This is a genomic window from Pseudomonas sp. R3.Fl (genome assembly GCF_023516765.1).
Taxonomy (GTDB): Bacteria; Pseudomonadota; Gammaproteobacteria; order Pseudomonadales; family Pseudomonadaceae; genus Pseudomonas; species Pseudomonas citronellolis.
In genome coordinates this window covers 3,899,184-3,921,210 of record NZ_JAMGSO010000001.1, presented here as the reverse complement: position 1 = coordinate 3,921,210, position 22,027 = coordinate 3,899,184, and the positions used below count along the sequence as shown (strand labels likewise).

Sequence of the window (22,027 nt, the reverse complement as noted above, 5' to 3'; positions counted from 1 at the left end):
GACGCCCATGACCGAGAACAGCCCGGAACACCGCCCGCCGCTGGATGCCGAACAGGTCGCCGAGTACCTGCGCGAGCATCCCGAATTCTTCGTCGAGCACGACGAGCTGATCCCGGAGATGCGCATCCCCCACGAGAGCGGCAGCGCCGTCTCGCTGGTGGAGCGCCAGGTGCGCCTGCTGCGCGAACGCAACATCGAGATGCGCCACCGTCTGGCGCAACTGATGGACGTGGCCCGCGACAACGACCGGTTGTTCGACAAGACCCGCCGCCTGGTGCTCGACCTGCTCGACGCCACCAGCCTGGAGGAAGTGGTCAGCACCGTGGAAGACAGCCTGCGCCACGAATTCCAGGTGCCCTACGTCAGCTTCATCCTGTTCAGCGACAACAACCTGCCGGTGGGCCGCTCGGTGAGCAGCGCCGAGGCGCACCAGGCCATCGGCGGCCTGCTCTCCGGCGGCAAGACCGTCTGCGGCGTGCTGCGCCCCCACGAGCTGGCCTTCCTGTTCGGCGAAGCCGAGCGCGAGGGCGTCGGCTCGGCGGCGGTGGTCTCGCTGAACTACCAAGGCCTGCACGGCGTGCTGGCCATCGGCAGCCCGGACCCGCAGCACTACAAGAGCTCGCTCGGCACCCTGTTCCTCGGCTACGTGGCCGAGGTCCTGGCCCGCGTCCTGCCGCGCTTCTCCGCGCCGCTGCGGTCGGTACGCTGAAAGCGGCGGCAGGCGGCAGGCTACAGGCGGCAGGCCAGAAGCGGCGGGCCGAGCGCTTTTGCCTGTAGCCTGGAGCCTGCCGCCTGGAGCCTTCCCGTGAAACTTGAAGCCGACCTCGATGCCTTCCTCGAACACCTGCGCAGCGAGCGCCAGGTGTCCGCGCATACCCTCGCCGGCTACCGGCGCGATCTGCTCAAGGTCGTCGCGCTGTGCGAGAAGAACGGCATCGCCGACTGGGCCGACCTGCAGGTGCGCGAGCTGCGCGCGCAGGTCGCCCGCCTGCACGCCCAGGGCCTGGCCAGCCGCAGCCTGGCGCGGCTGCTCTCGGCGGTGCGCGGGCTCTACCAGTACCTGATCCGCGAAGGCCGCTGCCGGCACAACCCCGCCGACGGCCTGGCCGCGCCCAAGGCCGCGCGCAAGCTGCCGCGCACCCTCGATGCCGACCGCGCCGGGCAACTGCTCGACGGCGCCCTGGAGGACGACTTCATCGCCCGCCGCGACCAGGCCATGCTGGAGCTGTTCTATTCCTCCGGCCTGCGCCTGTCCGAGCTGGTCGGCCTGGACCTCGACGGCCTCGACCTGTCCGCCGCCCTGGTGCGGGTGCACGGCAAGGGCAACAAGGTCCGCGAGCTGCCGGTGGGGCGCGCCGCGCGCAAGGCCATCGAGGACTGGCTGCCGCTGCGCGAGATGGTCCGCCCGGCCGACCGCGCGCTGTTCGTCGGCCACAGCGGCAAGCGCCTGACGCCGCGCGCCGTGCAGCTGCGGGTGCGCCAGGCCGGCGTGCGCGAGCTGGGCCAGCACCTGCACCCGCACATGCTGCGGCATTCCTTCGCCAGCCATATCCTGGAATCCTCCCAGGACCTGCGCGCGGTGCAGGAACTGCTCGGCCACGCCGACATCGCCACCACGCAGATCTACACCCACCTGGACTTCCAGCACCTGGCCAAGGTCTACGACAACGCCCACCCACGGGCCAGGCGCGTCAAACGCGATACCGATACAGGAGCCGAGGAATGAGCATCCAGCTGGTCACCTTCGACCTCGACGACACCCTCTGGGACGTCGCCCCGGTGATGAACAGCGCCGAGGCCACCCTGCGCGAATGGCTGGCGGCGAACGCCGCGCAACTGGGCCCGGTGCCCATCGAGCATCTGTGGGAGATCCGCGCGCGGCTGATGCAGCAGGACCCAATGCTCAGGCACCGCCTGAGCGAGCTGCGCCGGCGCATCCTCCTGCACGCCCTGCTCGACGCCGGTTATCCACAGGCGGAAGCGGCGGACCTGGCCGAGACCGGCTTCCAGGTCTTCCTCCATGCGCGCCACCAGGTCAGCCTGTTCCCCGAGGTGCACCCGACGCTGGAGGCCCTGGCCAACCGCTTCATCCTCGGCGTGCTCACCAATGGCAACGCCGACGTGCGCCGCCTGGGGCTGGCCGACTACTTCCAGTTCGCCCTGTGCGCCGAGGAGCTGGGCATCGGCAAGCCCGACCCGAAGCCCTTCCAGGAAGCGCTCAAGCGCGCTGGCGTTGAGCCGCAGCAGGCGGTGCACATCGGCGACCACCCCAGCGACGATATCGCCGGCGCCCGTCGCGCCGGCCTGCAGGCCATCTGGTTCAACCCGGCGCGCAAGGCCTGGGAGGGCGAGGAAGCGCCCAGCGCGATCATCCACAGCCTCGCGGAGCTGCCCGGGGTGCTGGCGCGGCTGTAATCGAAATGCTCCTCGTGGGAGCGCAGTGTCGTTCCCTTAAGAAAAAATGCCGTTTCTCTGCCTGGGAGAAACGGCGTTTTTCATATGGGAGGGGGCTGTGGCTTCGCTTGCGAATCCTGATCCCTCGCTCCGATCCTCACCCCCGTCATTCCCGCGAACGCGGGAACCCAGAGACTTTTGGGTTGGGCTCGGTGTAGCGCGCCGCTCCGAGTGCGTTGATGTCTCTCGTTTCGCCCCCTCGGGCGAGTCCCTTTTGTCAAACGCCACAAAAGGAACCAAAAAGGCTTGCCCCGACATACGGGCCCGATGGAGCCGGGCTACCCTCACGAACTCCCCCGCCACGGAGGCCCGCCCCGAGGGTACGTCCCTGTAGCCCATCGGGGCTCTCGCGACATCCATGTCGCATGACCTCCTGAGCGCCGGTTTCGCTCGGCCTTCTGAAGGGGCGTTTCGGTGCGCGCGGATGTTTCTCTGGAAGCCCCAAGAGCAAAAGCCGCTTTTGCTTTTGCTTTTCGTAGGAGCGAGCTTGCTCGCGAACCTGCCAGTCACTGGGTTATTCCCCTTCGGGCCAGCGCAAGCGCTGTTCGCGATGGAGCCGCGTCCCGCGTTCGCGGGAATGACGAGGTTGTGGGGTCAGGCGTTTCAGGATGACTCAGGATTCTCCCTTCGCTCAGGACCGCCCCCTCTCCCGCTTGCGGGAGAGGGTTGGGGAGAGGGCGCTCTTGACCCCAACACCTACGCCCCCGGCAAACCCCATTCGCGAGCAAGCTCGCTCCTACGAAAAGCCGCACCTGCAGGAACACCCCCCACCGACCCACCCAACAGGCCACCATAAAGAAAAAGCCCGCCGCTCCCCTTCCGGGGAGGGCGGGCCTCTTCACGACGTCGCCGCCCTCAGATGGGCCGGCTGCCGTATTTGCTGTCCGGCTTCTTCGGCGGGTCGGCGACCACGTTGGGCTCGATTTCCTGCACCTTGCCACCGCGAGAGAGGAAGTCCTCCATCGCCTTGGCCAGCGCATCGCGCTCCTTCTGCTTGGCCTCGACCGAGGGCAGTTCCTCTTCCTCTACGGCTGCCTTGGCTTTCTTGCCGCCACCAGAGGAAGCCGGGGCCTCGTCGGCTTCGCCATCGGCGTCGCCATCGTCAGCCGCGGCCAGCTCTTCGCCGTCGTCCTCGTCGGCACCTTCCAGCTCGTCTTGTTCAAGTTCTTCGTCGCTCATCGCTCAACCTCGTGGTGCTGCAAAGCAGGTTAGTTATAGCCCAGCCGCGCGCTTTGACGAACGCTGCCGGAAAAAATTCACAGAGCCTCGCCCTGCAGGGTAGCCAGCACCTTTCGCGGCCCGCCGTGATCGCGGTGTTCGCCCAGGTAGATGCCCTGCCAGGTGCCCAGCGCCAGGCGCCCGGCACTGACCGGCAGGGTCAGCTGGCAGCCCAGCAGGCTGGCCTTGAAGTGCGCGGGCAAGTCGTCCGGCCCTTCGTAATCGTGCTCGTAGCCACCCTCGTCCTGCGGCACCAGGCGATTGAAGAATCGCTCGAAGTCCCGCCGTACCGAGGGGTCGGCATTCTCGTTCAGCGTCAGCGACGCCGAGGTGTGCTGCAACAGCAGGTGCAGCAGGCCGACCCGGCAGCGCGCCAGGTCCGGCAATGCCGCCAGCACCTCGTCGGTGACCAGGTGGAAACCGCGCGACCGCGGGCGCAGGGTGATCAGGGTCTGCTGCCACATGGCGAAGCCTCCGATTGGCTACCGATGCGGGCGCATTCTAGCGAAGCGCAGAAAAAAACAAAGGGCGCCCGTAGGCGCCCTTCGTCGAACTCGCGCGAACCTTACAGGTTGTAGCCGCGCTCGTTGTGCAGGGCCAGGTCCAGGCCCACGGTTTCTTCTTCTTCGGTGACGCGCAGGCCGATGACCAGGTCCAGCACCTTGAGGATCACGAAGCTGACGATCCCGGTGTAGACGATGGTGAAGGCCACGCCCTTGAACTGGATGAACAGTTGGGCGCCGATGTCGGTGACGGTGCCGAAGCCACCCAGGGCGGGCGCTGCGAACACGCCGGTCAGCAGGGCGCCGACGATGCCGCCGACGGCGTGCACGCCGAAGGCGTCCAGGGAGTCGTCGTAGCCGATGGCGCGCTTCAGGCTGGTGGCGGCGAAGAAGCAGATCACGCCGGCGGCCAGGCCGAGGATGATGGCGCCCATCGGGCCGCAGGTGCCGGCGGCCGGGGTGACGGCCACGAGGCCTGCGACCACGCCCGAAGCGATGCCCAGGGCGCTCGGCTTACCGTGGGTGATCCACTCGGCGAACATCCAGCCCAGGGCGGCGGCGGCGGTGGCGATCTGGGTCACCAGCATGGCCATGCCGGCGGTGCCGTTGGCAGCGGCGGCGGAACCGGCGTTGAAGCCGAACCAGCCCACCCACAGCAGGGCGGCGCCGACCAGGGTGTAGCCCAGGTTGTGCGGAGCCATGGCGGCGGTCGGGTAGCCCTTGCGCTTGCCCATCACCAGGCAGGCCACCAGGCCGGCCACACCAGCATTGATGTGCACCACGGTGCCGCCGGCGAAGTCCAGCACGCCCCAGTCCCACAGCAGGCCGCCGTCGCCGCTCCAGACCATGTGCGCGATGGGGGCGTAGACCAGGGTGAACCACAGGCCGGTGAAGATCAGCAGCGCGGAGAACTTCATGCGCTCGGCGAAGGCGCCGACGATCAGCGCCGGGGTGATGATCGCGAAGGTCATCTGGAACATCACGAAGACGCTTTCCGGGAACAGCGCCGCGGCGGAGGTCAGGCCTTCGCTGGTCAGGCCGCTGAGGAAGGCCTTGTCGAAGCCGCCGACGAAGGAGGCGAAGTTGATCACGCCCTTCTCCATGCCGACGGTGTCGAAGGCCAGGCTGTAGCCGTAGACGACCCACAGGATGCTGATCAGCGCGGTGATGGCGAAGCACTGCATCATGATCGACAGGACGTTCTTGGCGCGCACCATGCCGCCGTAGAACAGGGCCAGGCCGGGGATGGTCATCATCAGCACCAGGGCGCTGGAAATCAGCATCCAGGCGGTGTCACCACTGTTCAGGACCGGGGCCGCAGCTTCGTCCGCCATGGCCAGGCCAGGCATTGCGAGGGACAAAAGGGCTCCTAGCCCTGCGAACTTGCGCAGAGTCATTGTTGTTTCTCCTGGGGCGGTGGGGTTCGGTTGGCTTAGATGGCGTCGGTACCGGTCTCGCCGGTACGGATGCGGATCGCCTGTTCCAGATTCACGACGAAAATCTTGCCGTCGCCGATCTTGCCGGTGTTGGCGGCCTTGGTGATGGCTTCGATGACGCGGTCCAGCTGGTCGTCGGCGATGGCCACGTCGATCTTCACCTTGGGCAGGAAGTCGACGACGTACTCCGCACCACGGTACAGCTCGGTGTGCCCCTTCTGCCGGCCGAAGCCCTTGACTTCGGTCACAGTGATGCCCTGCACGCCGATCTCGGACAGCGACTCGCGCACGTCGTCGAGCTTGAACGGCTTGATGATGGCTGTGACTAGCTTCATGAAACTCTCTCCCGTGTTTTGGTGGACTCGCCCCAGGAAAACGAACCCGGGGACAAGTCTAAGCGCAGTGTCTGGCTTTGTAACGCGCCGGCCGCCCTACCTCAGCACTCCGACCTCTTCCAGCCGCTTCCCGCGAAGCGCTCGTCAGCTCCGCCAGCCGCACCGGACCTGCATCGGTGCACGCTATGCCAGCCCCAAAGCAGGAAGCTTGCCAGCTCAGCGAAAAGCCCGGCGATTCAGCCGCTTAGCGAAAAACACCGCGCGCCGGGCGATGGCCGGGTGCCATGTCGCGCACCAGAACCGGGCAGTCCTGCCGCCATGCCTGCGCAAAAATCGTGCAGCGCCCTGCTTTTTCCGGCCAACGCGGGGGCCGACCAGGGCCATCCGGGCGGCGCCATAGGGAAGAGGCTCGACCAGCGCTGGACCAGGGCCATCTATCCGAAGGGATTTTCCGAAAGCCTGAAGGCAAGTTCCTCAGTATCCGAGCGGGCGTCGCCGCAGGAGTCGAAAGACCTATCTTTCGCCGATTTGCGGACAACCAGCGATGAGCCTTCTCCCCAGCCGCCGCGCCTGGCCCGGCCAGGCAACCCCCACGCCCGCCAACCACTTCAGGCAGGACATCAACGGCCTGCGCGCCCTGGCGGTGGTCGCGGTCATCCTCTATCACTTCGACGTCGGCGGACTGGCCGGCGGATTCGCCGGCGTGGACGTGTTCTTCGTGCTCTCCGGCTACCTCATGGCGGGGATCATCGGCACGGGCCTGCAACGCAACGACTTCTCCGTCCTGGCGTTCTACTGGGCCCGGGCCAGGCGCATCCTTCCGGCGTTGCTGGTGGTCTGCGCGGTCGTGCTGGCCGTCGGCTGGCTGCTGCTGGCACCGAACGACTACAAGACCCTCGGCCGGCACGCCCGACAGTCCCTGGCCTTCCTGTCCAATCACCTGTATCTGAAGGAAGCCGGCTACTTCGACAGCGCCAGCCAGGCGAAATGGCTGCTGCACACCTGGTCGCTGTCCGTCGAATGGCAGTTCTACCTGGCGTTGCCGCTCATCCTCGCCCTCGCCTGGAAGCTGCTGCCCCGGCGCGGCACGCTCGTGGGCGTGCACCTGGCGCTGTTCTCCTGCTCGCTGGCGCTGTGCATCACGCTGACCGCCAGCCATCCGCAAAAGGCTTTCTACCTTCTGCCCGCCCGCGCCTGGGAAATGCTCCTGGGCGGGTTGTGCTTCCTGCTCTGCTCGAACCTCGGGCTCCCGGCGACGGCGCGGCGCCTGCTGGAAGCCGGCGGCCTGGCGCTGATAGGGGCGTCGGTGTTCCTGCTCGACGAGTCCGCCGCCTGGCCCGGCGCACTGGCGCTGCTGCCGACACTGGGAACCGCCATGGTGCTGGCGGCCCGGCGGGAAACCTCGCCGTGGTGCACCCATGGCGCCGTCCAGTGGCTGGGCACGCGCTCCTACTCCCTGTACCTGTGGCACTGGCCGCTGGTGGCCTGGCTGTTCCATGCCGGCCACCGGCAAACGCCCCTGTGGATCGCCGCAGCCTTGCTGCTGACGCTATTGCTGGGCGAACTCTCCTACCGGCTGGTGGAACGACCGACGCGACGCTGGCTGAGCACGAGCAGGCGAACGTTCGCCGTGGCCGGCCTGGCCGGGCTGATGATCCTCGCCGGCTACCTGGCGCAGGTGGTGGTCAGGGCGAAAGGCTTCCCGCAACGGATGCCCGCGGACATCCTGGCGATGCGGGAACAGGCTCTGCAGGGCACGCCGCGCAACGGGGAGTGCCTGAGCAAGGGCGCGGGCTGCGTGTATGGCGGGCCGGACATCCAGGCCATGCTCATCGGCGACAGCCACGCCGCCTCCGTGGTCACCGCCGCGCAACTCGCGCTGCCCGACGCCGGCCAGGGCATCTACCTGCGGGCCGCGCCAGCCTGCCTGCCGGTCCCCGGGCTGCACATCCGCGAGCACCCGCGCGACAACCCGGAGGACACCTGCAACCGCCTGCGCCGGCAACTGCCGGCCGAACTCGGCGACGCGCCCGGCCGGGTGCCGCTGATCATCGTCACCCGCACCTCCGTCTACCCACTGGGCTACAACGGCATCGACCAGAACCGCAAGAACCGGCCGCAGGCCTACATCAGCTCGCCCGTGGACGAGCCCAGCAGCGAATGGCTCGAGGCGTTCGCCCGGCTCTACATCGACCACGCCTGCGCCCTGGCGCGGCAGCGCCCGGTCTACCTGGTGCGGCCGATACCGGAAATGCGCGTCGACGTACCGGATGTGATGAGCCGGAAGATGCTCCAGGGGAAGGCGCCGCAAGTCACCCTCAGCCGGGCCGACTACGAGGCGCGCAACGGCTTCGTCTGGAGCGTGCAGGACCGCGCCCGCGAAGCCTGCGGCGTGCAGATTCTCGATCCGCTTCCCTACCTGTGCGACGAAGGGCAATGCTACGGCGGCCGGGAAGGACAGGCCTACTACGCCGACGACAACCACCTGAACGCGGCGGGCAGCCGGCTCCTGGCGCCCATGTTCGCCAAGGTCTTCGCGGACCTGTCCACGGCCCAGGCCGATCCCCCGCGCTAGCGCGGGGCACTCGCGGCGGCTGCCCGGTCCGCGCCAGCGGCACCGGGCAGCGTGATAGACTCCCCACCCAGTCCCAACCGGAAACCCTCGCCATGCTGCCGCCCAAAGCCTTCCTCGACGCCCTCGGCCAACAGGCCAGCCGCCTCTTCGGCGGTGAATCGCCGCTGCCCCACGCCGAGCTGGAGGCGCAGTTCAAGGTCCTGCTGCAGAGCGCCTTCGGCAAGCTCGACCTGGTCAGCCGCGACGAGTTCGACAGCCAGATGGTGGTGCTCGCCCGCACCCGCGCCCGCCTGGAGGCGCTGGAAGCCAAGGTCGCCGAACTGGAAGCCAGACTCACGCCGCCCGCCGAGACCGAATAAGCCGCAGGGGTTGGGAAAGGAGAGAGCGATTCCTCTCCCGCTTTTCTTCCCGTTCGTGTTCACCAACCCGGGCCAACAAGAAACTTCCCACAGGACATCGGCAGCATTACAGCGGCCTCCAGCATGGTCCCGGCTTCCCTGACCTCCTAGACTGGCGGTTTGTGAGGGAAGAGGCTGCCCCCATCCATGTCCCTGGCCATCGTCCACAGCCGCGCCCAGGTCGGCGTCGAGGCTCCCGGTGTCACCGTCGAGGCGCACCTGGCCAACGGCCTGCCGTCGCTGACCCTGGTCGGCCTGCCGGAAACCGCGGTCAAGGAAAGCAAGGACCGCGTGCGCAGCGCCATCCTCAATTCCGGCTTCGAATTCCCCGCCCGGCGCATCACCCTCAACCTCGCCCCGGCCGACCTGCCCAAGGACGGCGGACGCTTCGACCTGGCCATCGCCCTGGGCCTGCTCGCCGCCAACGGCCAGTTGGCCGGCGCCAGCCTGGACGGCCTCGAATGCCTCGGTGAACTGGCCCTGTCCGGCGCCCTGCGCCCGGTGCAGGGCGTGCTACCGGCCGCCCTGGCGGCACGCGCCGCCGGCCGCGCCCTGGTGGTGCCGAAGGAGAATGCCGAGGAAGCAAGCCTGGCCAGCGGCCTGACCGTCTACGCCGTGGGCCACCTGCTGGAGCTGGCCGCGCACCTGACCGGCCAGACGCCCCTGGCGCCCTACCAGGCCCGCGGCCTGCTGCGGGAAACCCCGCCCTACCCCGATCTCGCCGAGGTCCAGGGCCAGGCCGCGGCCAAGCGCGCCCTGCTGGTGGCCGCGGCCGGGTCGCACAACCTGCTGCTGAGCGGCCCGCCGGGCACCGGCAAGACGCTGCTGGCCAGCCGCCTGCCGGGGCTGCTGCCGCCGCTGAGCGAAGACGAGGCATTGCAGGTGGCGGCCATCCACTCCGTGTCCGGGCGCGGGCCGCTGACGCACTGGCCGCAGCGCCCGTTCCGCCAGCCGCACCACAGCGCCTCGGCTGCCGCGCTGGTAGGCGGCGGCAGCCGGCCGCAACCCGGGGAGATCACCCTGGCCCACGAAGGCGTGCTGTTCCTCGACGAGCTGCCGGAGTTCGATCGCAAGGTCCTGGAAGTCCTCCGCGAGCCCCTGGAAGGGGGAGAAATCGTGATCGCCCGGGCCAACGGCCGGGTGCGCTTCCCGGCGCGCTTCCAACTGGTGGCGGCTATGAATCCGTGCCCCTGCGGCTACCTGGGCGACCCCAGCGGCCGCTGCCGTTGCACCCCGGAGCAGATCCAACGCTACCGCGCCAAGCTCTCCGGCCCGCTGCTGGACCGCATCGACCTGCACCTGACAGTGGGCCGCGAAACTACGCGCCTCGTCCCTCAGAGTGGCAGCCTGGGCAGCGCCGAGGTCGCCGCGCAGGTGGCCAGCGCCCGCGAACGGCAACTGGCGCGACAGGGTTGCGCGAACGCCGTCCTCGACCTCAAATCAATGCACCATAATTGTGCGCTGGACAATCAGGACCAGGCCTGGCTGGAAACCGCCGGCGAGCGTCTGGACCTGTCCCTGCGCGCCCTGCACCGCATCCTCAAGGTCGCCCGCACCCTGGCCGACCTGGAAGGCGCCGAACGCATCGCCCGGCCGCACCTGGCCGAGGCCCTGCAATACCGCGCCGGGCACTGAGCCTCAGCAGCGCCAGAACGGCCGCAGCGCCTCGATGCGCGCCTGCTCGCGGGAAATGCCGATGTCACGCAACTGCTCGTCGCTGAGCTCCAGCAGTTGCCTGCGCGTGCGCACCCGCCGCCAGAACTGGCGCCAGCGGCTTTCCGCCGGGCCGCGCGGAGCCAGGCTGCCGTCGTCGATGCCGAGCAGTTCGCGCTGATACAAGGTCAAGCGCACGTCTGTCATGCCGTTCATGTCGTCACTCCTCCTCCGAGCCTGTGGATAGAGTGGCGAAAGGGCAGCCTGCATTACAGATTCAAAGAAATGGAATTTTTTCCATACAGACAGCGGAAAAAACCAACTGAATGGCGTATTTTTGCCCGATCTGTACTGGTCTTTGCCGCCACGATGCGGCACGGGGCATCTGTCATGAAACGCTACGCACAACTGGCCGCCACCCTCGGCGAGCGCATCGAGCAGGGGCTGTACCGCCCCGGCGACCGCCTGCCCTCGGTGCGCTCACTGAGCGAAGAGCACGGCGTCAGCATCAGCACCGTGCAACAGGCCTACCGGGTGCTGGAGGATGCCGGGCTGGTCGAACCGCGGCCCAAGTCCGGCTTCTTCGTCCCCGAACGGCGCCCGCAGCCAGCCATGCCGGCGATGACCCGGCCGGCGCAACGGCCGGTGGACGTGTCGCAGTGGGACCAGGTGCTGGAGCAGGTGCGTCACGCCCCCGGCAGCGACTTCGTCCAGCTCGGCCGCGGCACCCCGGACATCGCCAGCCCCTCGCTCAAGCCGCTGCAGCGCGCCATGGCCAACGCCGCGCGGCGCACCGACCTGCAGGCCCTGGGCTACGAAGGCCTGCAGGGCTCGCTGGCGCTGCGCGAACAGATTTCCCGGCTGATGCTGGACTCCGGCTGCCAGGTGCCGCCCAGCGAAACGATCATCACCACCGGCTGCCAGGAGGCCCTGGCCATCACCCTGCGCGCCATCTGCCAGCCGGGCGACATCGTCGCCATCGATTCGCCGAGCTTCCACGGCGCCATGCAGACGCTCAAGGCCCAAGGCCTGAAGGCCCTGGAAATCCCCACCGACCCGACCAACGGGGTGAGCCTGGAGGCCCTGGAACTGGCCATGGAGCAATGGCCGGTGAAGCTGATCCTGCTCACCCCCAACTGCAACAACCCGCTGGGCTACATCATGCCCGACGCGCGCAAGCGCGCCCTGCTCAGCCTGGCCCAGCGCTACGACGTGCCCATCCTGGAAGACGACGTCTACGGCGAGCTGGCCTATGCCTACCCGCGGCCGCGCAGCATCAAGTCCTTCGACAGCGACGACCGCGTGCTGCTGGCCAGCTCCTTCTCCAAGACCGTGGCGCCGGGCCTGCGCACCGGCTGGGTGGTGCCGGGGCGCTACCTGGACCGCATCCTCCACCTCAAGTACATCGCCAGCGGCACCTGCGCGCCGCAGCCGCAGATGGCCCTGGCCGAATTCGTCGGCGGCGGCCACTACGAGCCGCACATCCGCCGCATGCGCGCCCAGTACCAGCGCCACCGCGACCTGATGACCGACTGGATCGCCCGCTACTTCCCCGAAGGCACCCGCGCCACCCGGCCGCAGGGCGGCTTCATGCTCTGGGTGGAACTGCACCCGCAGTTCGACAGCGTGCGGCTGAACCGCGAACTGCAGGCCGAGCGCGTACAGGTGGCGGCCGGCAGCATCTTCTCGGCCGCCGGCAAGTACCGCAATTGCCTGCGCATGAACTACTCCAACCGCGACCTGCCGCGCATCGAAGAGGCCGTGCGCAAGGTCGGCGCCTGCGCCACGCGGCTGGTGGAGGAGTTGAGCGCCGAGGCTGGGGAGCATGTAGCCCTGGCGTGAAGTGGGCATGACTCCAACGTAGGGCGGAAGGTTCGGCGGCCTGCCCTGTAGGAGCGGATCTCATCCGCGATCCGCGCAGGAACCTCCGGCTATCGCGGACAAGGTCCGCTCCTACGTTGCAGGCGAGCATGGTTTCTCGTAGGAGCGAGCTTGCTCGCGAACGGACTCCGCTGCGGGGCTCATTCGCGAGCAAGCTCGCTCCTACGAAGAGCAATCCCGGTGTGGCCTGCAAGGCGACGGAGAAACGCCGTGCCTGACGGCACGAAACATTTATCCACAGCACTGCTCCCGCCCAGCGGCACGGGGCTGCGATACTCGCGGCCTGCCTCCCGGAGACCGTCATGACCAGCCTGATCCTCGGCCCGCTCGCCATTTCCATGCCACAGGCCCTGCTCTACCTGGGCTTCCTCGCCGCGCTGCTGGGCGGCTGGCTGGCCGGGCGCAGGCGTGGCGGCAACCCCGAGGGGGCGCTGTTCGCCATGCTCCTGGCCGGCCTGCTGGCGGCGCGCCTGGCCTTCGTCGTGCGTTACGCCGGGCAGTACGCGGCGGTGCCCTGGAACGTGCTGGACATCCGCGATGGCGGCTTCCTCGCCTGGCCGGGCGCCCTCGCCGCGACCCTGCTCGGCGCCTGGCTGGCCTGGCGCCGCGAAGGCCTGCGCCGGCCGCTGGCCATCGCCCTGACGGCTGGTATCTGCGTCTGGGGTGGCGGCAAGGCGGTGGTCTCCGCCCTGGACCGCGGCCAGCAACTGCCGGCCCTGGCGCTGAGCGACCTGCAGGGCCGCCCGGTGAACCTCGGCCAACTGGACGGCCGCCCACTAGTGGTCAACCTCTGGGCCACCTGGTGCCCACCCTGCCGACGCGAGATGCCGGTGCTGGAAGCCGCCCAGCAGGCGCGCCCGGACGTGCGCTTCGTGCTGGTCAACCAGGGTGAGTCGAGCGAGGCCGTGGCCAACTTCCTCGCCGGCCAGAACCTGAAGCCCAGGGAAGTCCTGCTCGACCTCGGTAACCAGCTCGGCCAGACCACCGGCGCCTACGGCATGCCGACCACCTTCTTCTACGCCACCGACGGCCGCCTACGCCACAGCCACATGGGCGAGCTGTCCGCCGCCAGCCTGGAGCATGGCCTACGACAATTGATAAATTCTCGCTAATGCATTGCCACAAACCGCACAAAACCAGAAGAACTTCTAAGACGACACAGTGCCAAGCCGATAAGAGCAGAAAGAGATTTTCAATTATCTGAAGTTCCTTCCCCCCTATCTTAAGAGAACAAAACGAGGAAAATTCCTATACAAAAAATCCATATTCTTCATAATATAGAGGAAACGTCCTTATATACAACCCCGGAGTGGCATGCAGAAAATAAGGAACCCCTGAATTCTTTGAAAATCAGGTGACCGCATGGAACTTCAAAAAAACAATAATAGCAAATATCCCTCGTACTTCCGCGAGTGCCGTTGCGGAAAATGTGAAAAGCTTCTAGCTCGCGTCGGAAACTACACCTCGATACAGATAAAGTGCCCACGCTGCGGCACCCTTAATCACCTGAAGACCGAGAGTCTCCCCTCCTTGCCATTGAGCAATCCTGACCAGGCAGAAGAAGAGCCTGAATCTAACAGAGAGCGGAGAACACTCATGAGCCTGTCCAGCGAAGAAATCAATGGTCTAAAAGCAATAGTCAGCAACATCTGGAACACGGGAATCGCGAACAAAATCGATTACAACGAGGAAGTTGCAAAAGTCATTAGAACTGCTGTTGAAGAAATATCCAGATGCTCCGCAGCACTCAAGAACATGTTCGAACTGCTAGCAGACACAGCACTAGGGGCACTCTTCAGCCTCCCTTGGCTTTTGGCCAAAGGCATTTCTATTGCTGGTACACTAGCGAACGCGAAAAACAATCTACAGCATCGGCTCTGTATCAATAGCGTAGCAGCTAACTATCGTACCCGACTGGAGGAAGCATCCCTCGGTATCTGAGCTAACGCCATAGAGGGCCTTGAGCCCCTGCGCCGCCCACGACGGAGTATTCGAAAACAATGAGAAGATGTTATTTCTCAGCTCTATTCTTATTGTGCAGCACTGTCTCGGCAGCAGAGAACTCCGTGCAGAACGAACAAACCAAAGCCTTTATTCTGGCCAATCTGACCAATCCCCAGAGCGCTCAATTCCGCCATGTGTCGGCCCCCTGTGGAGAAGTCCGCTATCGGGATATCTATGGACTAGATTCTGGCTTCAAGCGCTTCATTGCCACTAGCGGCAGCAATGTGCTGATCGAGTTGGCTGGATACGAGCTTGAATTCCGCCGCGAATGGAAGCGTGCCTGTCCATGAGCTCCGGATATGGGCCCAAAGTAAACCTGACTCTACTCGCCGTCGCCGTGGGCCTGGCATCCTTACTTCTCTATTTCGTCGCACATCATGGGTCCTCGCAGGCCCGAATAGCACAAGTGCAGCAGGAAGCTCAGATCAAGCAGGTGCTCCTCGCCAAGTTGCACACCGCTCGCCAGGTGGAGTTCAGGAATCTGCGCGGTAATTGTGGGGAGGTTCGCTACATTGCCTTTAACGGCGTCCACGTGGGTTTCAAGCGATTCGTGCTGGTTTCCGACAACCATGCCTGGATCGAACAGGCGGACTCGCGTGCGCCATTCAGCATTATCTGGCAAGACAGATGCTTGCGTTGAAAACACCTACTCAACCGACGAGTCCACACGCCACCGTGAACTCGCCACATGCCCCCGCTACTGGATCTGCTCGGGCGTCACTATCACCCAGTTCTTGTCCGCGGTGACCGGCTGCCCCAATTTGGCCTGGGCCTCGGCGTTCTGCTTGATCATGCCGTCAAGCTGGTCCATGTACTTGGCCTTGCGGTTTATCCACAGGTGGACGCCGTTCTCGGCGGTGCCGTTGAACAGCATGTAGCCGTCGCTGCTGGGGGTGTCGCCGCCGACCAGGATGGGGCGCTTCCACTGGTCGATGTAGGTGAGGATGGCGGCCTGCTTGCCGGCCATCCAGGTCGCCGGGGTCCACAGGTAGGGGGTGATCTCCAGGTCCAGGTTGGCCTTGGGATCGTATTTGCCCTCGCCGATCTGCTTGCGCGCGGTGGTCAGCGCGCCGGTCTTGCGGTCCTTGAGCAGGGTGGTGACGCCGATGACGTTCTCCGGCTTCACGTTGTAGCCGTACTTCGGATCGCTGGCGACCATGCGCACCAGTTCCTCGTGGGCGGCGGTCATCACGTAGACCTCGATGCCGTTCTCCATCAGCTTGTTGTACAGCTCCTGCTGGCCGGTGAAGACCTTCGGCGGGTTGATCTCGATGGTCTTGACCGCGTCACCCTCGTAGTAGGTGCTGGGGATCGGCTTGCCATAGGCCATCAGCTCGTCGACGTAGCCCTTGAGTTCCTTGAGGGTGAAGCCGGAGAACACCTGGGCGACCCAGGGGTAGCAGACCAGGTCGTCGACCTCGCAGAGGCGATAGTAGTAGCTGTTCAGGCTTTCCTTGTGGCCGCCCACGTCCTTGAAGGGGATCAGCTTCAGCGACGGGTCCAGCTTCTCGCGGGTCAGCACGCCTTTCATTTCCAGGAAGGGCAGCAACGACTCTTCCAGGTCGTAGCGGTAGCTGGTGTTGTCCATGTCGAAGACGGCGAAGGCGCCCTTGTTGGCGTTGGCCGCGATCAGGGCGTCCAACTGCCTGGCGGCCGGCTCCGGCCAGTGCTTGAGTTCGGTGGCGGCGAAAGCGGTGCTGGCCAGGCTGCCGAGCAGCAGCGCGGCGAACAGGGTGCGCATGGGTTTCATCTGGTTTCCCCCGAGGTGGTCTTGTGGGTGGAAGGACCCGGCGCGGGCCGTTCCCTGGACTAGTCCAGCATTCACCCTAGCAAAGCCGTGTTGCAGTCCTGCGATGAACGCGACCTCGGGCGTTGCCTGCGCGCCAGGACTTGGCCAGGAGCGACAGGGCATGCCTGGAAGCGGCGGGCAGCGCAGGGGGCGCCGCCCGCCGCTGGCTCAGAGAATCTCCTCGGGCGTGACCACCAGCCAGTTCTTGTCGACGCGCACCGGCTGGCCGAGCCTGGCCTGGGCCTCGGCGTTCCGCTCGATCATGCCTTCGAGCTGGTCCATGTACTTGGCCTTGCGGTTCACCCACAGGCGCATGCCGTCGTCCGCCGTGCTGTGGAACAGCATGTGGCCGTCATTGCTGGGCGAGTCGCCGCCGACCAGGATGGGCTTCTTCCACGGGTCGATGTAGGTCTGGATGGCCGCCGTCTTGCCGGCCATCCAGGTGCCCGGGGTCCACAGGTAGGGGGTGAATTCCAGGTCCAGGTTGGCCTCGGGATCGTACTTGCCCTCGGTGATCTGCCGGCGCGCGGTGGTCACCGCGCCGGTCTTGCGGTCCTTCAGCAGGGTGCTGACGCCGATGACGTTCTCCGGCTTGACGTTGTAGCCGTACTTCGGGTCGCTGGCGACCATGCGCACCAGTTCCTCGTGGGAGGCGGTGAGGATGTAGACCTCGATGCCGTGCTCCATCATCCGCTTGAACAGTTCCTGCTGGCCGGTGAACAGCTGCGGAGGCTGCACCTCCACGGCGCTCAGGGTGTCGCCGTCGTAGTAGTCGCTCTTGACCGGCTTGCCGCTCGCCATCATGGCGTCGAGGTGGCCCTTGAGCTCGCGCAGGGTCAGGCCGGAAAGCGCCTGGGCGGCCCAGGGGTAGCAGACGCGGTGGTCGAATTCGCAGAGCCGCGTGTAGTAGCTGTTGAGGCTCTCCTTCTTGTCCTTGAGGTCCTTGAAGGGGATCAGCTTCAGCGAAGGGTCGAGCTTGTCGCGGGTCAGCACGCCCTCGTTCTCCAGGTACGGCAGCAACGCCTCGGCGACGTCGTAGCGGTAGCTGGTGTTGTCCATGTCGAAGACGGCGTAGGCGCCCTTGTTGGCGTGGGCCGCGATCAGTTCGTCGAGCTGCTTCGCCACGGGCTCCGGCCAGTGCTTGAGCTCGGTCGCGGCCACGGCGTCGTTGGCCAGGCCGCCGAGCAGCAGGATGCCGAACAATAGTCCATAGGTTTTCATCGAATGTTCCCCCGGTTGCGAATGGCGGGGAAGGCGCGGCGACATGGGCTTTGGCCCATCATTGATGGCCGGGCGTTTTCCCCTCCGCCACGACCGTAGCAAGGGGGAAAAGGACCAGACAGGCGGTCGGGCGTCGCATGCGCATTCCGGCCGCAGGGGCCGCTGAAACGCCCTACAAGCTACTCCAGCATTTCAACCTGCGGCAGTCGCATTGCGCTGACTTCGGCCAGAAGAAAATCCCTCAGACGACGCAGGCGCTCCTGCTGTCGCCGCGCCTTGGGCCAGACCAGGTAATAGCTCTCGCCGCTGGCTACCGCGCTGGGCCAGGGCAGCGCCAGGCGGCCGGCGGCGGCATCCTCGGCGACCATCACCAGGTCGCCGATGGACAGGCCGTAGCCGCGGGTGGCCGCGACTATGCCCAGCTCCAGGGTGTCGAACACCTGGCCGCCCTTGAGCGACACCTGCTCCTCCAGGCCCACGCGCTGCAGCCAGCGGCGCCAGTCGCGGCGGTCCGGCGTGGGGTGCAGCAGCTCCGCGGCGGCCAGCCGCTCGACGTCCCAGGGGCCATCGTCCAGCAGTTGCGGGGCGCCGACCGGGATCAGCCACTCGGGGAACAGCAGGCAGCTCTCCCATTCCGCCGGGAAGCGCCCGGCGCTGAGCAGCACCGCGCAGTCGAAGGGCTCGCGGGCGAAGTCCACCTCGTCGACGTCCATCCAGGCGCTGGTCAGTTGCACCTCGATGTCGCTGTTGGCCATGCGGAACACGCTCAGGCGCGGCAGCAGCCAGCGCATGGTCAGGGTCGAGGGCGCCTTCAGGCGCAGCACATCCTCGTCGCTGTGCAGGCTGGCGCAGGCGCGCTCCAGGGCGTCGAAGCCGTCGCGCAGGCCTGGCAGCAGCAGGCGCGCCGGCTCGGTCAGGCGCAGCTGGCGGCCCTGGCGCTGGAACAGCTGGCAGTCGAAGTGCTCCTCCAGGGTGCGCACGTGGCGGCTCACCGCGCTCTGGGTGATGGCCAGTTCCTCGGCGGCGCGGGTGAAGGAGGCGTGCCGGGCGGCCGCCTCGAAGGCGCGCAGGGCATAGAGCGGGGGCAGGCGACGGGGCATGGCGGGCCTTAAGGCATGAGTATGACTCATGCATTGCATCGCTTTTTTCCTTTTGTGGGAAGGCCCCACGCCCCACCAGAATGGGCGAATCGACCAATCCGGGAGGCGCCAGGCGCCGCCCAAACCAGACTCATGTCATGCCCACGCCCTACCGCACCGAACTGCAGGCCATCCTGCGCCTGGCCGGGCCGCTGATCGCCGCCCAGCTGGCCTATGTCGCCATGGTCTTCACCGACACCCTGATGATGGGCAAGCTCGGCCCCGACGCCCTGGCCGCCGGGGGCCTGGGCGCCTCCACCTATGCGTTCGTCTCCACCGTGTGCAGCGGCGTGGTGGCGGCCACCGGCAACCTGGTGGCGATCCGCCATGGCGCGCGCGACAGCGCCGGCGCGGCCGCCGCCACCCAGGCGGGGCTGTGGGTCGGCCTGGGCCTGGCGCTGCTCGCCGGCGCCCTGCTGTGGAACCTGGAGGCGCTGCTGCTGGCGCTCGGCCAGGCGCCGGCGACGGTGCACGGCACCATGAGTTTTCTGCACAGCATTCTCTTCGCCCTGCCCGGCTACCTGGCCTTCATGGTGCTGCGCGGTTTCACCAGCGCCATCGAGCGGCCCGGCCCGGTGATGGCCATCAGCGTGCTCGGCGCGCTGGCCAACCTGGGCCTGAACTACGCCTTCCTCGACGGCTGGTTCGGCCTGCCGCGCCTGGGCCTGGCCGGCATCGGCCTGGTCACCGCCATCGTCATGAACCTGCTGCCGCTGATCCTCGCGCTGTACCTGCGCTGGCACCCGGCCTATGCCGGCTACCCGCTGCTGCGCGGCCTGGGCCGGCCGCAGCGCCGGGAGATCGCCGAGACGCTGCGCCTGGGCCTGCCGATCGGCGGCACCTACGCGGTGGAATCGGGCATGTTCACCGTGGCCACTCTGTGCATGGGGGCGATCGGCGCCACCGCGCTGGCCGCGCACCAGATCGCCATCCAGTCGGTGTACCTGGCCTTCATGGTGCCGGTGGGGATTTCCTACGCGGTGACCTTCCGCATCGGCCAGCACTACGGCGCCGGGCGCCTGCTCGAGGCGCGCCGCGCCGGGCGGGTGGGCATCGGCTTCGGCGCGCTGTGCATGTTCGCCTTCGCCCTGCTGTTCTGGCTGGCGCCGCGCCAGGTCATCGGCCTGTTCCTCGATCTCGAGCAACCGGCCAACCAGGCGGTGGTGCAACTGGCCGTGAGCCTGCTGGCGATCGCCGCCTGGTTCGAGCTGTTCGACGGCCTGCAGAGCATTGCCATGGGCGCCATCCGCGGCCTCAAGGATGCCCGCATCACCTTCCTGGTGGGCCTGGCCGGCTACTGGCTGGCGGGCGTGCCGCTGGCCTGGCTGCTGGCCTTTCCCTTCGGCTGGGGCCCGCACGGCGTCTGGTGGGGGTTGGCGGCGGGGCTGGCGTGTACCGCGCTGGGCCTGTGCCTGGCCTTCGAGGCACGCACCGCGCGGCTGCTGCAGCCGATGGCGGAACCGGGCTTCAGTTGCCGACCGGGTCCTGCTGCCTGAGCGCGCGTCCGGCGCCGAACACCAGGAAGCGCGCCAGCTCGGGCAACGGCAGCGGGCGGCTGATCCAGTAGCCCTGCACCTGGTCGCAGCCGAACTGGCGCAGCAACTGGCGCTGGTCGGCGCTTTCCACGCCCTCGGCGACCACCTCCAGGTTGAGGTTGTGCGCCAGGTTGATCATGGCCCGCACCAATTGGCGGTTCTCGGCGCGCTCGGACATGCCGCCGACGAAGCTCTTGTCGATCTTCAGCAGGGTGATCGGCAGGCTGTTGAGGTGGACGAAGGAGGAGAAGCCGGTGCCGAAGTCGTCCAGGGAGAAGCGCACGCCCAGTTGCCCCAGCGTCTGCATGGTCTGCAGGACCTGCTCGCTGCGGCGCATCACGGCGGTTTCGGTGAGTTCGAATTCCAGCCAGCGTGCATCCACGCCGCGCTCGGCGATCAGCCGTTGCAGCGTGGGCAGCAGTTGGCTGTCCTGGAACTGGCGGAACGACAGGTTGATGGCCATGTGCAGCGGCGGCAGGCCGCGCCCGAGCAGCCACTGCATGTCGCGCAGGGCGCGGGCGATCACCCAGTAGCCCAGCGGCACGATCAGCCCGCTCTCCTCGGCCAGGGGCACGAAGTCCCCCGGGGTGAGCAGCCCGCGGCTGGGGTGGCGCCAGCGCACCAGGGCCTCGAGGCCGACGATGGTGTCGCTCTCCAGGTCCAGGCGCGGCTGGTAGTGCAGTTCCAGTTCGTCGCGGCGCAGGGCCCGGCGCAGTTCGCTTTCCAGTTCGGCCAGGCTGCGCGCGCCGCGGTTGATGCGCTCGTCGAAGAGGTGGAAGGTGCAGCCCTGGCGCATCTTGGCCTGCTGCATGGCGATGTGCGCGTGCCACATCAGGGCGTCGGCGCTATCGCCGGAGCGGGCATGGGCCAGGCCCAGGCTGCAGCCCAGCAGCAGGCTCTCGCCCTCCACCCAGTAGGGCTCGCCCAGCACTTCGACGATGCGCTCGGCCAGGCGCTCGGCGCGCCGTGGGTCGCGGCGGGTGTCCAGCAGCAGGGCGAACTCGTCGCTGCCCAGGCGCGCCAGGCGGTCGCCGTGCTCCAGGTGCGAGCGCAGGCGCGCCACCACCTGCAGGATCAGGCGGTCGCCGGCCTGGTGGCCGAGAGCGTCGTTGACGTGGCGGAAGTTGTCCAGGTCGAGGTGGCCGAGGGCCAGGCCGCGGCCCTGGAACTCATCCAGCTGCGCGGCCAGCAGGGTCTGGAAGCCCTGGCGGTTGGCGATGCCGGTCAGCGGGTCCTGCTCGGCCAGGCGCTGCAGGGTGGCTTCCAGGCCGCTGCGCTCGCGGGCGTAGCGCAGGGAACGGCGCAGCACCTCGCTGCTCAGCTGCGGCGTCAGCCAGTCGGCCACGCCGGCGGGCGTCTGCGCGGGCTCGTGCTCCAGCAGCAGGATGATCGGCAGCCGGCAGTTGTCCCGCGACGGCAGCCGGCCCGGGGTAGCCAGCACCAGGCCGACCTCGTCCTCGTCGAACAGGCTGCGGGCGGACTCCCAGGAAGGCGCGGTGATCAGCGAATAAGCGTTGCCCAGCGCGGCGAGATGCTCGCGCAGCAGCTGGGCCCACTGTGGCGTTTCAGCCAGCAGGAGCAGGCGCGTGGACTCGACCGACGCAGCCAAGCGACCCCCATGAAAAGAAAAGGAATGCCCCGGGCGCCATCCCATGCCCCGGCCATCCGGATTGGCGTTCCAGCGCCCGGACGATGCCGTCTGTCGGAGCGGAACCAAGGAAACTCTTCAGAGTTTTCTTCAACTAATGCAGCCACAAGCCTAATACAAGTATGAATTTATCCAAAACGGCGAAGCGCGACGGCGTCACAGATCGCCGTTTTTCCGCAGCCCCGGGCGGGGCTGGTAGAATAGCCGCCCGCTTCGCCATCGATACCCTTCCCGAACC

Annotated in this window: 20 protein-coding genes and 2 pseudogenes; 13 read left to right on the top strand and 9 right to left on the bottom strand. The window is 67.1% G+C overall.

Annotation, left to right across the window (positions count from 1 at the left end; all coding sequences use genetic code 11):
* Nucleotides 1-7 precede the first annotated feature (7 nt).
* From M8R19_RS17275 to M8R19_RS17265, 3 genes are all read left to right on the top strand, one after another.
* Nucleotides 8-709: a DUF484 family protein gene (locus M8R19_RS17275; protein ID WP_074983174.1), complete on the top strand. Its 702-nt coding sequence runs from the start codon at nt 8-10 to the stop codon at nt 707-709.
* Nucleotides 710-805: 96 nt separating this feature from the next.
* Nucleotides 806-1,726: a tyrosine recombinase XerC gene (xerC, locus tag M8R19_RS17270; RefSeq protein WP_249918420.1), complete on the top strand. Its 921-nt coding sequence runs from the start codon at nt 806-808 to the stop codon at nt 1,724-1,726.
* Nucleotides 1,723-2,415, top strand: coding sequence for an HAD family hydrolase (locus M8R19_RS17265; protein ID WP_249918419.1), 693 nt, complete (start codon nt 1,723-1,725; stop codon nt 2,413-2,415). The genes xerC and M8R19_RS17265 overlap by 4 nt, the downstream gene beginning before the upstream one ends.
* Before the next feature lie 894 nt (nt 2,416-3,309).
* Here M8R19_RS17265 and sutA read toward each other — a convergent pair.
* The 4 genes from sutA to glnK all read right to left on the bottom strand — a co-directional run bounded on the left by sutA (nt 3,310) and on the right by glnK (nt 5,946).
* A complete protein-coding gene (sutA, locus tag M8R19_RS17260; protein ID WP_249918418.1) occupies nt 3,310-3,633 on the bottom strand; it encodes a transcriptional regulator SutA in 324 nt (107 codons plus the stop codon).
* Nucleotides 3,634-3,710: 77 nt separating this feature from the next.
* The gene (locus M8R19_RS17255; protein WP_043268164.1) at nt 3,711-4,136 is read right to left on the bottom strand and encodes a secondary thiamine-phosphate synthase enzyme YjbQ; all 426 of its coding nucleotides are present in this window, start codon (nt 4,134-4,136) and stop codon (nt 3,711-3,713) included.
* Between the two features lie 101 nt (nt 4,137-4,237).
* Nucleotides 4,238-5,572: an ammonium transporter gene (locus tag M8R19_RS17250; RefSeq protein WP_074983180.1), complete on the bottom strand. Its 1,335-nt coding sequence runs from the start codon at nt 5,570-5,572 to the stop codon at nt 4,238-4,240.
* Nucleotides 5,573-5,607: 35 nt separating this feature from the next.
* Nucleotides 5,608-5,946: a P-II family nitrogen regulator gene (glnK, locus tag M8R19_RS17245; protein ID WP_003457590.1), complete on the bottom strand. Its 339-nt coding sequence runs from the start codon at nt 5,944-5,946 to the stop codon at nt 5,608-5,610.
* Nucleotides 5,947-6,490: 544 nt separating this feature from the next.
* On the opposite strand from glnK, the gene M8R19_RS17240 reads away from it, so the two are divergent.
* The 3 genes from M8R19_RS17240 (at nt 6,491) to M8R19_RS17230 (ending at nt 10,554) form a co-directional block, all read left to right on the top strand.
* A complete protein-coding gene (locus M8R19_RS17240) occupies nt 6,491-8,521 on the top strand; it encodes an acyltransferase family protein (protein ID WP_249918417.1) in 2,031 nt (676 codons plus the stop codon).
* Between the two features lie 92 nt (nt 8,522-8,613).
* A complete protein-coding gene (locus tag M8R19_RS17235; protein ID WP_249918416.1) occupies nt 8,614-8,880 on the top strand; it encodes an accessory factor UbiK family protein in 267 nt (88 codons plus the stop codon).
* A 186-nt stretch (nt 8,881-9,066) separates the two neighbouring features.
* The gene (locus tag M8R19_RS17230; RefSeq protein WP_249918415.1) at nt 9,067-10,554 is read left to right on the top strand and encodes a YifB family Mg chelatase-like AAA ATPase; all 1,488 of its coding nucleotides are present in this window, start codon (nt 9,067-9,069) and stop codon (nt 10,552-10,554) included.
* 3 nt (nt 10,555-10,557) lie between these two features.
* On the opposite strand, the gene M8R19_RS17225 is transcribed toward M8R19_RS17230, so the two are convergent.
* Nucleotides 10,558-10,788, bottom strand: coding sequence for a DUF1127 domain-containing protein (locus M8R19_RS17225; RefSeq protein ID WP_058488049.1), 231 nt, complete (start codon nt 10,786-10,788; stop codon nt 10,558-10,560).
* Nucleotides 10,789-10,962: 174 nt separating this feature from the next.
* On the opposite strand from M8R19_RS17225, the gene M8R19_RS17220 reads away from it, so the two are divergent.
* From M8R19_RS17220 to M8R19_RS17195, 6 genes and pseudogenes are all read left to right on the top strand, one after another.
* Entirely contained in the window at nt 10,963-12,414 is a 1,452-nt protein-coding gene (locus tag M8R19_RS17220) for an aminotransferase-like domain-containing protein (protein WP_249918414.1), read from the top strand.
* Between the two features lie 341 nt (nt 12,415-12,755).
* Complete coding sequence (locus M8R19_RS17215) at nt 12,756-13,565, top strand: TlpA disulfide reductase family protein (protein WP_249918413.1); 810 nt, start codon at nt 12,756-12,758, stop codon at nt 13,563-13,565.
* 250 nt (nt 13,566-13,815) lie between these two features.
* Nucleotides 13,816-13,995 (top strand): annotated as a pseudogene (locus M8R19_RS17210) (Com family DNA-binding transcriptional regulator); the annotation flags it as partial.
* Between the two features lie 54 nt (nt 13,996-14,049).
* The gene (locus tag M8R19_RS17205; protein ID WP_249920264.1) at nt 14,050-14,394 is read left to right on the top strand and encodes a hypothetical protein; all 345 of its coding nucleotides are present in this window, start codon (nt 14,050-14,052) and stop codon (nt 14,392-14,394) included.
* 125 nt (nt 14,395-14,519) lie between these two features.
* Nucleotides 14,520-14,747: a hypothetical protein gene (locus M8R19_RS17200; protein ID WP_249918412.1), complete on the top strand. Its 228-nt coding sequence runs from the start codon at nt 14,520-14,522 to the stop codon at nt 14,745-14,747.
* Nucleotides 14,744-15,097, top strand: coding sequence for a hypothetical protein (locus M8R19_RS17195; RefSeq protein WP_249918411.1), 354 nt, complete (start codon nt 14,744-14,746; stop codon nt 15,095-15,097). Before M8R19_RS17200 ends, M8R19_RS17195 begins: the two co-directional genes overlap by 4 nt.
* Nucleotides 15,098-15,154: 57 nt before the next feature.
* Here the strand turns inward: M8R19_RS17195 and M8R19_RS17190 are convergent, their stop codons facing one another.
* The 3 genes from M8R19_RS17190 to M8R19_RS17180 form a co-directional block, all read right to left on the bottom strand.
* Nucleotides 15,155-16,207: a haloacid dehalogenase-like hydrolase gene (locus M8R19_RS17190; RefSeq protein ID WP_502942899.1), complete on the bottom strand. Its 1,053-nt coding sequence runs from the start codon at nt 16,205-16,207 to the stop codon at nt 15,155-15,157.
* A gap of 207 nt (nt 16,208-16,414) precedes the next feature.
* Complete coding sequence (locus tag M8R19_RS17185) at nt 16,415-17,467, bottom strand: HAD family hydrolase (RefSeq protein ID WP_074983193.1); 1,053 nt, start codon at nt 17,465-17,467, stop codon at nt 16,415-16,417.
* A 179-nt stretch (nt 17,468-17,646) separates the two neighbouring features.
* Nucleotides 17,647-18,567 carry a LysR substrate-binding domain-containing protein gene (locus M8R19_RS17180; RefSeq protein ID WP_074983195.1) on the bottom strand — a complete coding sequence of 307 codons (921 nt, stop codon included), beginning with the start codon at nt 18,565-18,567 and terminating at the stop codon, nt 17,647-17,649.
* Between the two features lie 137 nt (nt 18,568-18,704).
* Between M8R19_RS17180 and M8R19_RS17175 the strand changes: the two are divergent.
* Nucleotides 18,705-20,173, top strand: a pseudogene (locus tag M8R19_RS17175) (NorM family multidrug efflux MATE transporter).
* Here M8R19_RS17175 and M8R19_RS17170 read toward each other — a convergent pair.
* Entirely contained in the window at nt 20,074-21,795 is a 1,722-nt protein-coding gene (locus M8R19_RS17170) for a putative bifunctional diguanylate cyclase/phosphodiesterase (RefSeq protein WP_370311013.1), read from the bottom strand. The pseudogene M8R19_RS17175 and the gene M8R19_RS17170 sit on opposite strands and share 100 nt — an antisense overlap.
* Nucleotides 21,796-22,027 lie beyond the last annotated feature (232 nt).